The organism is Roseateles sp. GW821-FHT03B02 (assembly GCF_059421025.1).
The window spans coordinates 223725-236972 of record NZ_JBWKUV010000005.1; the positions used below are offsets into that span (position 1 = coordinate 223725).

A 13248-nucleotide genomic window follows, 5' to 3' on the forward strand; every position below is an offset into this window, starting at 1 on the left:
CTGTAATCAGCGCCGCTTGGCCTTGCTGGCCGTCTTGGATTTGCCGGCCGGCTTCTTTTTGGCGGCCTTGGGCGGGTCGGCGGTGGAGGCGCTGGCCTGGGAGCTGGAGGCCGCCACGTCGGCCAGCCGCGTCAGCAGCCGGCCCTGCCTGACGCGCAGCATGGGGGTGTCGACCTGGGCCAGGTCGGCGAGCGGGTCGCCGCCCAGCACCAGGAAACTGGCTTCGCAGCCGGGCTCGAAGCAGCCGAGCTTGCGCCCGGGGAAGAGGGCGCGCGGCGTGTCCTGCGTGGCCAGGCGCAGCAGCGTCGCGCGGTCCAGCCCCAGGGCGTCCAGGGCATGCAGCTCCGCCCGGGCGGTGCCGATGAAGACGTCGGAGCCCACCAGCAGCGGCACGCCGGCGGACTGCAGCCGGGCCAGGTTGGCGCGCTGCACCTCGCGCAGCGCGGCGAGTGGCGGAGCGTCGAGATTGAAGAGAGCCGTGGCGGCCGTGGTCGTGATGACGGCCGTGCGCTGGCGTGCTGCCTGTGCCGCGGCGGCCTCGCTGATCGCGAAGGCCTCGGGTGCCTCGTCCAGCGTGTTGGCATAGCCGGGCAGGTGGGCGATGGCGTCCACGCCCGCCGTCAGCGCCGCGTCGAAATCGGCCGCCGTCTCGACATGGGCGACGACGCGCCGGCCCTCGGCATGGGCCAGGCGCGTCAGCTCGGCCGCGGTGTCGGGCCGCAGGCCCAGGCGGCCGAACATGGCCGGCTGCTGGCGCAGCTCGGGCCGCTCGCTGTGGGCCAGCACGATGCGCAGCCAGTTGCCTCCGCGGGCCTTGATGAGCGGCCACAGGCTGCGGGCCTGCTCGGGGCCGTCGACGAGGACGATCTGGTTCTGCGCTGCTGCCGCCTCGGGGCTGGGCTGGGGCAGCACGGCGGCCAGCGGGTAGCCGTCGGGCGAGGTGATGCAGGCGGTGACGAAGCTGACGTCCGGCGCGGCCGGCGTGGCGGCCAGAGGCCTGACGTCGGCGACGCTCTGGGGGTCGCCGCACAACATGGCGGCGTAGAACACGCCTTCGTCGATGTATTTGTCAGCGTACTGGCCCCAACCCCAGGCTGTCTGCAGGTTGTGGTTGTGCGCCTCGGCCAGCGGGCCGATCAGCACCTGGCCGCGCATGTCCATCTTGCGGTTGACCTTGGGCGGCTTCTTGGCAACGAAGACGCCGTTCTCGACGTAGAGGTTGCCGCGCTGGATCTGCCGGCCGTCGAACCAGCGGGCGTTCTTCAGCTCCCAGCTCAGCGGGGCGCTGGCTTGGTAGGGCTGCTGCGGGGGAGCGGTTGTCTGGGCCTGTGAAAAAATACAGGTCATCAACAAGCAAGCGATCAGGAATCTCAAGCGGCAGGACTCGTTTTCGAGGGCCGCGAATCCTACTTCTTAGAATCCCGCCCCTATGTCCAGCCGTCCTCCCGCCACTTCCCCTGCTTCACCTGCCGCTTACGGCGAAGCCTCCATCCGTGTTCTGAAGGGCCTGGAGCCCGTCAAGCAGCGGCCGGGCATGTACACCCGCACCGAGAACCCCCTGCACTGCATCCAGGAGGTCATCGACAACGCCGCCGACGAGGCGCTGGCGGGTTTTGGCAAGCGCATCGACCTCACCCTGCATGTGGATGGATCGGTCTCGGTCGCCGACGACGGACGCGGCATCCCCTTCGGCCTTCACCCCGAGGAAGGCGTGCCCGTCGTCGAGATCGTCTTCACCCGCCTGCATGCCGGCGGCAAGTTCGACAAGGGTTCAGGCGGCGCCTACAGCTTCTCGGGTGGCCTGCACGGCGTGGGTGTGTCCGTCACCAACGCGCTGGCCAAGCGGCTGGAAGTGGCCGTCTGGCGCGACAAGCAGGTGGCCGGCATCGCGTTCGAACATGGCGACGTCGTCCAGCAGGTGGTGGTACGGCCGGCCGCCAGCGGCGATCGCAAGCAGGGCACGACGGTGCGTGTCTGGCCCGAGGCCAAGTATTTCGAGACCGCCGAGCTGCCCAGGCATGAGCTGGTGCACCTGCTGCGCTCCAAGGCCGTGCTGATGCCGGGCGTGACGGTCACGCTGAAGATCGAGAAGACCGGCGAGGTGACGACCTGGCAGTACAAGGCCGGCCTGCGCGACTACCTGGCCCAGGCCCTCACGGCCGATCCCATCATCCCGTCCTTCGAGGGCGAGGGCTTTGCCGGCGCCGGCGAGAGCGAGAACTTCGCCGAAGGCGAGGGCGCCGCCTGGTGCGTGGCCTTCACGGAAGACGGTTCGCCGCTGCGCGAGAGTTACGTCAACCTCATCCCGACGGTGGCCGGTGGCACCCACGAGTCCGGGCTCAAGGACGGCCTCTTCGGCGCCGTCAAGGGCTTCATCGAGATGCACTCGCTGCTGCCCAAGGGTGTGAAGCTGATGCCCGACGACGTGTTCTCTCGCGCCAGCTTCGTGCTGTCGGCCAAGGTGCTGGACCCGCAGTTCCAGGGCCAGACCAAGGAGCGCCTGAACTCCCGCGACGCGCTGCGCCTGGTGTCGGCCTATGTCAAGCCGGCCTTCGAGCTGTGGCTGAACCACCATGTCGAGCATGGCAAGAAGCTGGCCGAGCTCGTCATCAAGCAGGCCCAGACGCGCCAGCGCGCCAGCCAGAAGGTCGAGAAGCGCAAGGGCTCGGGCGTGGCCGTGCTGCCGGGCAAGCTCACTGACTGCGAGAGCCGCGACCTGCTGCACAACGAGGTCTTCCTCGTCGAGGGTGACTCCGCCGGCGGCAGCGCCAAGATGGGCCGCGACAAGGAGACCCAGGCCATCCTGCCGCTGCGTGGCAAGGTGCTGAACGCCTGGGAGGTCGAGCGTGACCTGCTGTTCAAGAACAACGAGATCCACGACATCTCGGTGGCTCTTGGCGTGGACCCGCACGGCCCCAACGACACGCCGGACCTCTCCGGCCTGCGCTACGGCAAGGTCTGCATCCTGTCCGATGCCGACGTCGACGGCTCGCACATCCAGGTGCTGCTGCTCACACTCTTTTTCCGCCACTTCCCCAAGCTGGTCGAGACGGGGCATGTCTTCGTCGCCCGCCCGCCGCTGTACCGTGTGGACGCACCGGCCCGCGGCAAGAAGCCGGCTGCGAAGCTGTATGCACTGGACGACGGCGAGCTGACCGCCACGCTGGACAAGCTGCGCAAGGAAGGCGCCCGCGAAGGCAGCTGGAGCATCAGCCGCTTCAAGGGCCTGGGTGAGATGAGTGCCGAGCAACTGTGGGACACGACGCTGAACCCAGAGACGCGCCGCCTGTCGCGCGTCGAGTACGGCCAGCTCGATTTCGCCGCGACCGTGGACGCCTTCAACAAGCTGATGGGCAAGGGCGAGGCCGCCTCGCGCCGCGAATTGATGGAGCTGCACGGCGACGCCATCGAGGTCGACGTCTGATGCAGACGGTCTATAACGCTGTGCACGCGGCCCATGCGGCGACGCATGAGTTCTTCCGCGGCCGTCTGGTGCCGGCGTTCGAGATCCCGGCGCGGGCCGACTACATCCTGCACGCCGTGCACAAGGCCGGTCTGGGCGAGGTGCTTTCGCCCGTCGACCATGGCCGCGTACCGCTGGAGCGTGTGCATTCGACGCGCTACCTGGACTTCCTCCAGGGCGCCCACGCCGAGTGGCTGGCCACTGGCGGGGAGGGCGACGCCTTCCCGGCCGTGTGGCCCGTGCGCTCCCTGCGCAGCGACATCGAGCCCGCCAGCTTCGCGGCCCGCATGGGCCTGTACTCAATGGACAGCGGCACGCCGCTGACGGCCGGCAGCTGGGCCGCGGCCGATGCCGGCGCCCAGGCCTCGCTGACGGCGCTGGACCTGGTGCTCGCCGGCCAGCGTTCGGCCTATGTGCTGACCCGCCCGCCCGGCCACCACGCTGGCGCCGACTTCTTCGGTGGCTACTGCTTCGTCAACAACGCTGCCGTGGCTGCGCAGGCGGCACGCGATGCAGGCCTCAAGCGCGTGGCCATCCTGGATGTGGACTACCACCACGGCAATGGCACTCAGGCCATCTTCTACGACCGCGCCGATGTCTTCTACGCCAGCATCCACGGCGATCCGCGCACCGAGTACCCCTTCTTCCTCGGTCATGCCGACGAGACCGGTGCGGGCGAGGGCGCCGGCTTCAATGCCAACTTCCCGCTGCCGGTGGGGGTCGCCAACGAGGACTGGTTCGCCGCGCTGGAGCAGGCCCTCGCGCGGTTGAGTGCCTACAAGCCCGATCTGCTCATCGTGTCCCTCGGCGTGGACACCTACGGTGGCGACCCCATTTCCCACTTCAAACTGGACGAACCCGAGTTCCGGGCCATGGGTCGCCGTCTGGCCGCCTTTGGCGCGCCGACACTCTTCGTCCAGGAGGGCGGCTATGCGACCGAGGCCATCGGCCGCAACGTCGTCGCCGTGCTGACCGGTTTCGAGGGCACATGAGCCTGAGATTGCGCCCGACCATGCTTTCCGATCTCGACTGGGTCGTCTCGGTCGAGCGCGACGGCGCCAACCTGCCCTTCATCACGCCCTGGGAGAGGCCTCAGCACGAGGGTGCCATCCGCTTCCCGGACTCGCGCCACTTCGTCGTCGAAGAGGGCGATGGGCTGGAGCGCATCGGCTTTGTCATCCTGCAGGGTTGTCGCAACCCCAACGGCTCCGTCGAGCTCAAGCGCCTGGTGCTGCAACCCAAGGGCCGTGGCCTGGGCCGCTCGGCCGTGCGCCAGCTCAAGGCCATGGCCTTCACGCAGCTCAAGGCGCACCGCTTCTGGCTGGATGTCAAGGCGCTGAACACGCGGGCGCTCAGGCTGTACCAGAGCGAAGGCTTTGTCGAGGAAGGCCGGCTGCGCGAGAGCGTGCGCGTGACCATCGACGGCGCCGACGGCTACGACTCGCTGATCGTCATGTCGCTGCTCGACCGCGAATACCAGGCCCGCGTGGCCCTGGGGCTGGAGTCGGCATGAGGCGCTGGCTGCCCTGGCTGCTGCTGCTCCTCGCGCTGCCGGCGCGCGCCGAGCTGTGGGGCTATGTCGATGCGGTCGGCGTGGCACATTTCGCCTCGCGCCGGATCGATGCGCGCTACGCGCCCGTGCTGGGCGGTGCCGGCATGCAGCGCGTGCCGGGCAAGACCGACGCCGGCCCGGCCCTGCTGAACTGGCTGGACATTGCCCCCGAGGTCAAGGCCGTGCAGCCCTGGGTGCGCGAGGCAGCCGAGAAGACGGGGGTCGACGCCGAACTGCTGAAGGCCGTCATCGCCGTCGAGTCCGGCTACCAGCGCGGTGCGGTGTCGCCGCGCGGGGCGCTGGGCCTGATGCAGATCACCCCCGAGACGGCCAGCCGCTACGCGACGCCGGCCGACGCCGCGCGGCTCATCGAGCCGCGCATCAACATCCACACCGGCGCGCGCATGCTGGCCGACCTGATGCGCCGCTTCGGTCGCATCGACGCGGCCCTGGCGGCCTGGAATGCCGGCGAGGGCGCCGTACGCCGCGCCGGCAACCGCGTGCCCGACATCGATGAAACCCAGGCCCATGTGCATCTCGTCCTCGAGCTGTACTGGGCCCTGCTGCAGCAGAGCCAGCCGGCCCGCGCGCAGCGCCTGACCTTGCATCCATGAGTTCCCAGACCACCATCGACTTCACCGCCCCGACCGAGGGCGACGGCAGCAACGCGCTGACCCTGGCCGCCTACGCCCAGCAGGCCTATCTCGAATACGCGCTCAGCGTCGTCAAGGGCCGCGCGCTGCCGTCCTACGCCGACGGCCAGAAACCCGTGCAGCGCCGCATCCTCTACTCGATGCAGCGCCTGGGCCTGGGCTGGAGCGGGAACTCCGGCGCCAAGCCCGTCAAGGGCGCCAAGGTGGTGGGCGACGTGCTCGGCAGCTTTCATCCGCACGGCGACCAGTCGGTCTACGACGCGCTGGTGCGCATGGCCCAGGATTTCTCGCTGCGCTATCCCCTCATCGACGGCCACGGCAACTTCGGCAGCCGCGACGGCGACGGCGCCGCGGCGATGCGTTACACGGAAGCGCGCCTGGCCCCTATCGCTCGTCTGGTGCTGGACGAGATCGACGAAGGCACGGTGGACTTCCGGCCCAACTACGACGGCACGACGCAGGAGCCCGTCGAGCTGCCGGCGCGCCTGCCCTTCGCGCTGCTGAACGGCGCCAGCGGCATTGCCGTGGGCCTGGCCACCGAGATCCCCAGCCACAACCTGCGCGAGGTTGCTGCCGCCGCCGTTGCGCTGCTGAAGGACGACCAGCTCTCCGACGATGCGCTGTTCGACCTGATCCCGGGCCCCGACTTCCCCGGTGGCGGCCAGCTGATCAGCGCGCCCGAGGAGATCCGCGCCGCCTACACCTGCGGCCGCGGCAGCCTCAAGGTACGCGCGCGCTGGAAGATCGAGGATCTGGCCCGCGGCCAGTGGCAACTCGTTGTCACCGAGCTGCCCCACGGCACCAGCGCCCAGAAGGTGCTGGAAGAGATCGAGGAGCTGTCCAACCCCAAGGTCAAGGCCGGCAAGAAGACGCTGACGGCCGAGCAGCTGCAGCTCAAGGCCAGCCTGCTGGCTGTGCTGGACGGCGTGCGCGACGAGTCCAGCAAGGACGCCGCCGTGCGCATCGTCTTCGAGCCCAAGAGCCGCACGGTCGAGCAGCAGGACCTCATCAACGCCTTGCTGGCCCACACCAGCCTGGAGAGCAGCGCCTCGGTCAACCTGACGATGATCGGCGCCGACGGCCGGCCGACACAGAAGAGCCTGCGCGAAGTGCTGACCGAGTGGGTGGGCTTCCGTCAGACGACGGTGCGCCGCCGCACCGAGCACCGTCTGGCCAAGGTCAACGAGCGCATCCACGTGCTCGAAGGCCGGCAACTGGTGCTGCTGAACATCGACGAAGTCATCCGCATCATCCGCGAGTCGGACGAGCCCAAGGAGGCTTTGATCGCCCGCTTCAACCTGAGCGACCGCCAGGCCGAGGACATTCTCGAAATCCGGCTGCGCCAGCTCGCGCGGCTGGAGGCCATCAAGATCGAGCAGGAGCTGTCCAAGCTGCGCGACGAACGCACCAAGCTGGAGGACATCCTGGGCTCGGCGGCCGCGCTGCGGCGTACCGTGATCAAGGAAATCGAGGCGGACGCCAAGCAGTACGGCGACGACCGCCGCACACTGATCCAGGCCGAGAAGCGCGTCGTCGCCGAGGTGAAGATCGTCGACGAGCCCGTCACCGTCATCGTCAGCCAGAAGGGCTGGGTGAGGGCACTCAAGGGCCACGAAGTGGACGTGGCCGCGCAGACCTTCAAGGCCGGCGACGCCCTCTGGGGCCACTTCCGCTGCCGCAGCGTCGATCCGCTCATCGTCGTGGGCAGCAATGGCCGCGTCTACTCGGTGCCCGTGTCGACGCTGCCGGGCGGCCGGGGCGACGGCCAGCCCATCACGACCATGATCGAGCTGGAGAGCGGCAGCCAGATCGCCCACTACGTGGCCGGCGCGCCGGCGCAGCGGCTGGTGTTCGCAGGTTCAACGGGTTATGGCCTGATCGCCCAGATCGGCGACCTCGTCGGCCGCCAGAAAGCCGGCAAGACCTTCCTGGCGCTGGACGATGGCGAAGTGCCGTTGCTGGCCAGCGTGCCTGACGACGCCGTCGCCCTCCAGCTCGGCGTGCTCAGCGCGCAGGGCCGATTGCTGAGCTTCCCGCTGGACGAGCTCAAGCACCAGCCCAAGGGCGGCAAGGGCCTGATGCTGATGGACCTGGAGGCAAAGGACAGCGTTGCATCGGTGGCCTGCTTCACGACCCAGCTGCGCGTGCTCGGCAGCGGCCGCGGCGGCAAGCCGCGCGAGGAGATGCTGAAGAACCAATCCCTGGCGGCTCACGCCGGCAAGCGTGCCCGCAAGGGCAAGGCGGTGGATGGACTCCAGAAGGTGGCGAGGCTGAGCACCGATTGAGGCATGCGCTCAGAAAAGGTGTCATGGCGCCGTGACTTGGTGCACATCTGACAAAGATCCGGCCTGCGCTTACACCGCGCTACAAGAAGGTTCCTGGGCCTCCCTAGGCCGAAGGGGCTATGCGGCTTTTCATAACTTCGCTGCACCGCACAATGATTTTCGGCGGTTGTGCTTGACCGTCAGTCAGGAGCTACCAATGAAGTTGAAATCCATTGCCGCCGCCTCCGTGGTGGCATTCACCGCGATGAGCAGCCATGCCACAGCCACCAGCTGGGGCTCGCATGATCTGCTCGAAAGTGCCCTCGGCCTCGGTGCCGGAGGCGTTATCTTCGACACCTTCAGTTTTTCCCTGGGTGCCCGGTCCGACGTGGCCAGCAGCGTGACGTCGCTGGGCACCATCATGCCGGCGACCTACAGCCTGTTCTCGGTGGGCGGAGACGGCTTGGTCGGCACGTCTGACGACGTGGGTGTGGCGGCCTGGACCTTTGGCGGTCCGCCGACGGTGCATACCGTGACCCTGGGGGCCGGCAACTACTACTACTCGGTGTTTGGTTTCGCGAGCGGCGTCGCGGCCTACTCGATCAATTCGGCGGCGACCGCAGTGCCGGTGCCGGAACCCGAGACCTACGCCCTGCTGGGCGCCGGCCTCGGCGTCATCGGCTTTGTCGTCTCGCGCCGCCGTCGCGATCGTTGATCAGGGCTTGACCGGGGCGCCGCCGATGTGGCGCTCCAGGAAGCGCTCGACACGCCCCCAGAAATCCTTGTTCGTCTCCAGCGCGCGCCAGCCATGGCCCTCGTTCGGATAGACGACCCATTCCAGGCCCTGGTAGCCCGCCGCTGCCAGGGCCTCTTTCATGGCGAAGCCCTGCTTGATCGCAACGCGCGTGTCCTCGGCGCCGTAGGCCATGAGCAGCGGGCGCTTGAGCTTGGCGGCCTGCCGCACCGGTGAGTTGTCCGCCAACATCTGCGCGTCGGCCACGGGGTCTCCTACCAGTTGTGGCAGGTCGTAGCTCTTGAAGAGATCGCCGACGTCGGTGCTGTTGCGGCTGAAGAGGAAGTCCAGGCCGGTGACGCCGGCCCATTCGAAACCGCAGGCGAAGACGTCAGGGTCACGGATCAGCCCCATCAGCGTGGCATAGCCGCCGTAGCTTGGGCCGGCGATGCAGATGCGCTTGGGGTCTGCCATGCCCTTCTCGACTGCCCAGCGGGCGGCATCGACGAGGTCGGCCTGCATGGCCTGGCCCCACTGCCTGCGGCCGCGGTTCTCATGGCGCGTGCCGTAGCCCGTGCTGCCGCGGAATTCGGGTTCGATGACCAGATATCCCCGGTTGGCCAGGAACTGAGCGTGCTCTTCCCAGAACCAGTGGTTGCCGCGCATCCAGGGCCCGCCGTGCACCAGCACGATCGCCGGGCGGGGCCGTGGGGGGCCCAGCGGCCGGGTGAGCTGGAGCGGCATGGCGACGCCGTCGCGTGTCTTGATGCGCAGCACCTCGCGCGGCGCCATCTCGGCCGCGTTGATACCTGGCTGCGAGCGGAACAGGGCCTGGAGACTGCCGTCGGCACGGTCGTAGAGATAGGTGATCTCGGGTTGCCGGTCCGAGCGCGAGAGCACGAGCAGACGGCGGTCATTGCGGCAGTCGCGGCACTGGAGGAGGTTGACGGTGCTGGAGAGCTTCTTGTCGATGCCGTCCTGCAGCGCCTTCATGTCGCGGTCGAACCAGGCGGTGTCGGCCACGTCCGCTTCATAGGTCAGGCCCTGCAGCCGGTTGCTCGCGGGGTCCAGGATGGCCTCGCCGGCCCAGTCGTAGCCGGGGATGCTGATCAGCGTGTCGCCGCCGCCGAGTTCGGTCGTCTTGAGGCGGCGCACGACGCGGATGTCGTCATGCGGGCTGCCCTCGTCGGACGCGCTCACAAGCAGGTCGCCACCTGCCAGCCGTGCGAGCGGGATGGGCCATTCGTCGACGTTGCGCCGGCCGGTGCGCCAGCGCTTCCAGGCCCTGCTCTCTTCGTCGAAGAGGTGCACGCCGAAGTCTGGGCCGTCGTAGGTGATGCAGGCGAAGGCCTTGCCATGGTGGTCGACGGACCAATGGCGCACATGGGCCGGCACGTTCTCGGTTTCGAGCCTGAGCTTGCCGGTTCGGGTGTTGAGCCGGCCCAGCACGAGGTGGCTCACCTCGCCCGTCGAATCCCACTCGACGCGCTGCACCATCACCTCCTCGCTGCCGTCGTCCAGCACCCGCACGACGCTCCATTCCCAGGGCAGCACGCGGTCGACCTCGGCCTTGCTGCCCACGCGGTTGATGACCGGCTTGGGCTGGTCGTCGATGAGCTGGCGGACGTCGCCGCTGGGCAGGTCCAGCAGCCACAGGCCGTTGCTCAGGGGCTCGTCGCGCAGCAGGTTCGCCTGCCCGACGTGGAAGACCAGCCGCGTCGGCGTCAGCCAGTGCACGCCGATGACATCGCGGTTGTCGACGGACGCCACCAGTCGCGTGCTGTTGCCGTTCTCCAGGTCCAGCATGGCGAGCTGCGTGCGCTCGCCGGGGCGGTTCACCAGCACCGCGACCTTGCCCAGGTCGGGGGACAGTTGCGCGCCCAGGAACATGGGCGGCCGCATGAAGGTCTCGACGGGCAGCCTGGGCGCCTGGGCGGCAGCCAGAGTGGACGACAGCAGGGCCAGCAGCGCGCCGGCCCGGGCGATGAATTTCATGAGAGGGCTTCCGGCGTGGGTTGGTCAGGGCTTGGCGGCGCCACCGATGTGTCGCTCCAGGAAGCGTTCGACACGCCCCCAGAAGTCCTTGTTCGTCTCCAGCGAGCGCCAGCCATGGCCCTCGTTCGGGTAGACGACCCATTCCAGGCCGGCGTAGCCAGCCGCTTCCAGGGCCTTCTTCATGTCAACGCCCTGCTGGGCCTCGACGCGGCGGTCCTCGGCGCCGTAGGCCATCAGCAGCGGTTGCTTGATCCTGGCGGCCTGCCGCACGGGCGAGTTGTCGGCGAACATCTGCGCGTCCTTCTCGGGGTCGCCGATCAGCTGCCGGAGGTCGTGCTCCCACAGGCTCTGGATGTCGGTGCGGCTGCGGCTGAACATCGCGCCAAGGTCGGTCACGCCCACCCATTCGAAGCCGCAGCGGAAGAGCTCGGGATGGCGCACCAGGCCCATCAGCGTCGCGTAGCCGCCGTAGCTGGCGCCAGCGATGCAGATGCGCTGGCCGTCGGCCAGGCCCTTGTCGACGGCCCATTGCGCCGCGTCGGCGAGGTCGGCCTGCATGGCCTGGCCCCACTGCTTGCGGCCGAGGTTTTCGTGACGCAGGCCATAGCCCTCGCTGCCACGGAACTCGGGCTCGATGACCAGGTAGCCGCGGTTGGCCAGGAACTGGGCCATGTCGCTCCAGTACCAGTGGTTGCCGCGCACCCAGGGGCCGCCATGCACCAGCACGACGGCCGGCCGTGCGCCGGCCGCTCCCAGTGGCTTGGTCAGCTGCATGGGCATGTCCAGCCCGTCGCGCGTATTCACGCGCAGCACCTCGCGCGGCGCCATGTCGGCCGCCTTCAGCGTCGGACGCGAGCGAAACAGCGTCTTGATCTGACGGCTGTCGCGGTCGTAGACGTAGATGATTTCCGGCTGGCGGTCCGACGCCGCGTGGACGAGCACGCGCCTGTCCTTCAGGCAGTCGCGGCAGCTGATGTGGTTGACCGTTGCGGGCAGCAGCTTGTCGACCTCGGCCTGCAAGGCCTTCATGTCCTTGTCGAACCAGGCGGTGTCGGCGGCGTCGGCCTCGTAGCGCAGACCCAGGGGCCGGCCGCTGTCGCGGTCCACCACGACCTGGCCGGTCCAGTCGTAGCCGGGAATGCTCAGCAGGGTCTGGCGCGCTTCACCGGCCGCGCTGAAGCGTTGCACGACGCGGATGTCGCCTTTGGACTCGGCACGGTCGTAGCCGGCCACCAGCAGGTCGCCGCCGGGCAGGCGGGCCAGCGGCATTGGCATGGCGTCGATGTTGCGGCGGCCCGAGCGCCAGAGCTTCCAGGCCTTGGTGTCGGCGTCGAAGAGATGCACGCCGAAGCCGGCACCCTCGTAGGTGATGCAGGCCTGGGGCTGGCCCTGGCGGTCCACCAGCCATTGCGCCACGTGGTTGGGCACGTTCTCCGTGATCAGCGTCAGCTTGCCCGTACGGGTGTTCAGCCGCCCCAGCACTTCGTGGCTGAACTCGCCCGTCTCGTCCCAGGTGTAGCGCTGCACCATGACGTCGTCGCTGCCGTCGTCCAGCGCGCGCAGCAGCCGCCAGGTCCAGGGCAGCAGCTTGTCCACGGCTTCTTTGATGCGCGTGCCCAGCTGGGCCTCACCGGCCGTCATGTTGTAGCGGGTGGAGATCAGCTGCTTCACTTCGCCGCTGGGCACGTCCAGCACCCACAGGCCCACCGAGATCGGCGTGTCGCGCAGCTCATGCCGCTGGCCGGCCTGGAACACCAGGCGCGTCGGACTGAGCCAGTGGACGCTGCTGACGTCGAGCTGGTCGACCGCGGCAACCACATCGGTGGGGCTGTCATCGTCCAGGCGCGCCAGGGCCAGTCTGGTGCGCTCGCCAGGGCGGTTGACCAGTACCGCGACGTGGCTCTGGTCTGGCGACAGCACGGCGCGCTCGAAAGCCGGCGGCCTGAAGAAGGCCTCGATGGGTAGCTTCGGTGCCTGGGCGCCAGCGATGGTGGACGACAGCAGGGCCAGGGCTGCGATGGCCCGTGCGATGGATCTCATGACTTCTCCCTGAAAAACGGGGCGAAGCCTAATCGATCCTGCTAATCGTCAAAGCCAGGGAAGAGCCTGCTGGGGAAGACCATGCTCTGTGTCGTGCGCGCGACGAGTCCGTCCTTGAAGTGGACGTTGAAGCGCATGCCGTAGCCCGACTGGTCGGGCTCGATGGTCCAGTCCCACACGTCCTCGCCGCTGAGGCGGAAGAACACGCGCGAGCGCTCGCGGCCCAGCAGGCGGCTGACCTGTTCGGGCGTCATGCCGGGCTCGATGCGCGCCCGGCCGGCAGGAGAGAGGCCGTCCTCGACGCCCAGCAGCCGACCGTCGGCACCCAGTCGCACCATGTAGACGTGCCGGCCCATGGGCTGGCTCGAATACTCCAGTGTGCGGCCGCCGTCGGCCTCGGGCCAGACGCGGCCGGGTGGCCCGTAGATCGCGACGACATCCACCTCGCGGCTCGTGCCTGGCAGCAGCCGCGCATCGCGGTCCGGCGTCGCGCAGCCGGCGAGCAGCGCGAGGCAGAGGGCGAGGGCGGCGAGGCGCATGGCGTTGAT

Annotated in this window: 10 protein-coding genes; 6 read left to right on the forward strand and 4 right to left on the reverse strand. The window is 68.7% G+C overall.

The window, feature by feature from the left end; genetic code table 11:
* Positions 1–6 precede the first annotated feature (6 nt).
* The gene (locus AC07VX_RS15750) at positions 7–1347 is read right to left on the reverse strand and encodes an amidohydrolase family protein (protein WP_493166412.1); all 1341 of its coding nucleotides are present in this window, start codon (positions 1345–1347) and stop codon (positions 7–9) included.
* An 82-nt stretch (positions 1348–1429) separates the two neighbouring features.
* Between AC07VX_RS15750 and AC07VX_RS15755 the strand changes: the two genes are divergently transcribed.
* From AC07VX_RS15755 to AC07VX_RS15780, 6 genes are all read left to right on the forward strand, one after another.
* Positions 1430–3424 (forward strand): DNA topoisomerase IV subunit B, encoded by a 1995-nt coding sequence (locus AC07VX_RS15755; RefSeq protein WP_493166411.1) that lies wholly within the window; start codon positions 1430–1432, stop codon positions 3422–3424.
* Complete coding sequence (locus tag AC07VX_RS15760; RefSeq protein ID WP_493166410.1) at positions 3424–4455, forward strand: histone deacetylase family protein; 1032 nt, start codon at positions 3424–3426, stop codon at positions 4453–4455. Before AC07VX_RS15755 ends, AC07VX_RS15760 begins: the two co-directional genes overlap by 1 nt.
* Positions 4452–4976: a GNAT family N-acetyltransferase gene (locus tag AC07VX_RS15765; RefSeq protein ID WP_493166409.1), complete on the forward strand. Its 525-nt coding sequence runs from the start codon at positions 4452–4454 to the stop codon at positions 4974–4976. Before AC07VX_RS15760 ends, AC07VX_RS15765 begins: the two co-directional genes overlap by 4 nt.
* Positions 4973–5629, forward strand: a complete 657-nt coding sequence (locus tag AC07VX_RS15770; RefSeq protein WP_493166408.1) for a lytic transglycosylase domain-containing protein — start codon at positions 4973–4975, stop codon at positions 5627–5629. The genes AC07VX_RS15765 and AC07VX_RS15770 overlap by 4 nt, the downstream gene beginning before the upstream one ends.
* On the forward strand, positions 5626–7953 hold the full coding sequence (gene parC / locus AC07VX_RS15775; protein ID WP_493166407.1) for a DNA topoisomerase IV subunit A: 2328 nt from the start codon (positions 5626–5628) through the stop codon (positions 7951–7953). Before AC07VX_RS15770 ends, parC begins: the two co-directional genes overlap by 4 nt.
* Positions 7954–8149: 196 nt before the next feature.
* Entirely contained in the window at positions 8150–8647 is a 498-nt protein-coding gene (locus AC07VX_RS15780) for an FxDxF family PEP-CTERM protein (RefSeq protein WP_493166406.1), read from the forward strand.
* Here the strand turns inward: AC07VX_RS15780 and AC07VX_RS15785 are convergent, their stop codons facing one another.
* Genes AC07VX_RS15785 through AC07VX_RS15795 form a run of 3 tightly spaced genes read right to left on the reverse strand, consistent with a single transcriptional unit; the run spans position 8648 to position 13239 of the window.
* A complete protein-coding gene (locus AC07VX_RS15785; RefSeq protein ID WP_493166405.1) occupies positions 8648–10660 on the reverse strand; it encodes an alpha/beta hydrolase family protein in 2013 nt (670 codons plus the stop codon).
* 24 nt (positions 10661–10684) lie between these two features.
* Entirely contained in the window at positions 10685–12700 is a 2016-nt protein-coding gene (locus tag AC07VX_RS15790; RefSeq protein WP_493166404.1) for a S9 family peptidase, read from the reverse strand.
* Between the two features lie 41 nt (positions 12701–12741).
* Entirely contained in the window at positions 12742–13239 is a 498-nt protein-coding gene (locus AC07VX_RS15795; protein WP_493166403.1) for an outer membrane protein assembly factor BamE, read from the reverse strand.
* Positions 13240–13248 lie beyond the last annotated feature (9 nt).

Excerpts from the sequence above, each read along its gene's own strand:
- AC07VX_RS15750 (WP_493166412.1), bottom strand. The coding sequence starts at position 1,347 with ATGACCTGTATTTTTTCACAGGCCCAGACAACCGCTCCCCCGCAGCAG.
- AC07VX_RS15755 (WP_493166411.1), top strand. The coding sequence starts at position 1,430 with ATGTCCAGCCGTCCTCCCGCCACTTCCCCTGCTTCACCTGCCGCTTAC.
- AC07VX_RS15760 (WP_493166410.1), top strand. The coding sequence starts at position 3,424 with ATGCAGACGGTCTATAACGCTGTGCACGCGGCCCATGCGGCGACGCAT.
- AC07VX_RS15765 (WP_493166409.1), top strand. The coding sequence starts at position 4,452 with ATGAGCCTGAGATTGCGCCCGACCATGCTTTCCGATCTCGACTGGGTC.
- AC07VX_RS15770 (WP_493166408.1), top strand. The coding sequence starts at position 4,973 with ATGAGGCGCTGGCTGCCCTGGCTGCTGCTGCTCCTCGCGCTGCCGGCG.
- parC (WP_493166407.1), top strand. The coding sequence starts at position 5,626 with ATGAGTTCCCAGACCACCATCGACTTCACCGCCCCGACCGAGGGCGAC.
- AC07VX_RS15780 (WP_493166406.1), top strand. The coding sequence starts at position 8,150 with ATGAAGTTGAAATCCATTGCCGCCGCCTCCGTGGTGGCATTCACCGCG.
- AC07VX_RS15785 (WP_493166405.1), bottom strand. The coding sequence starts at position 10,660 with ATGAAATTCATCGCCCGGGCCGGCGCGCTGCTGGCCCTGCTGTCGTCC.
- AC07VX_RS15790 (WP_493166404.1), bottom strand. The coding sequence starts at position 12,700 with ATGAGATCCATCGCACGGGCCATCGCAGCCCTGGCCCTGCTGTCGTCC.
- AC07VX_RS15795 (WP_493166403.1), bottom strand. The coding sequence starts at position 13,239 with ATGCGCCTCGCCGCCCTCGCCCTCTGCCTCGCGCTGCTCGCCGGCTGC.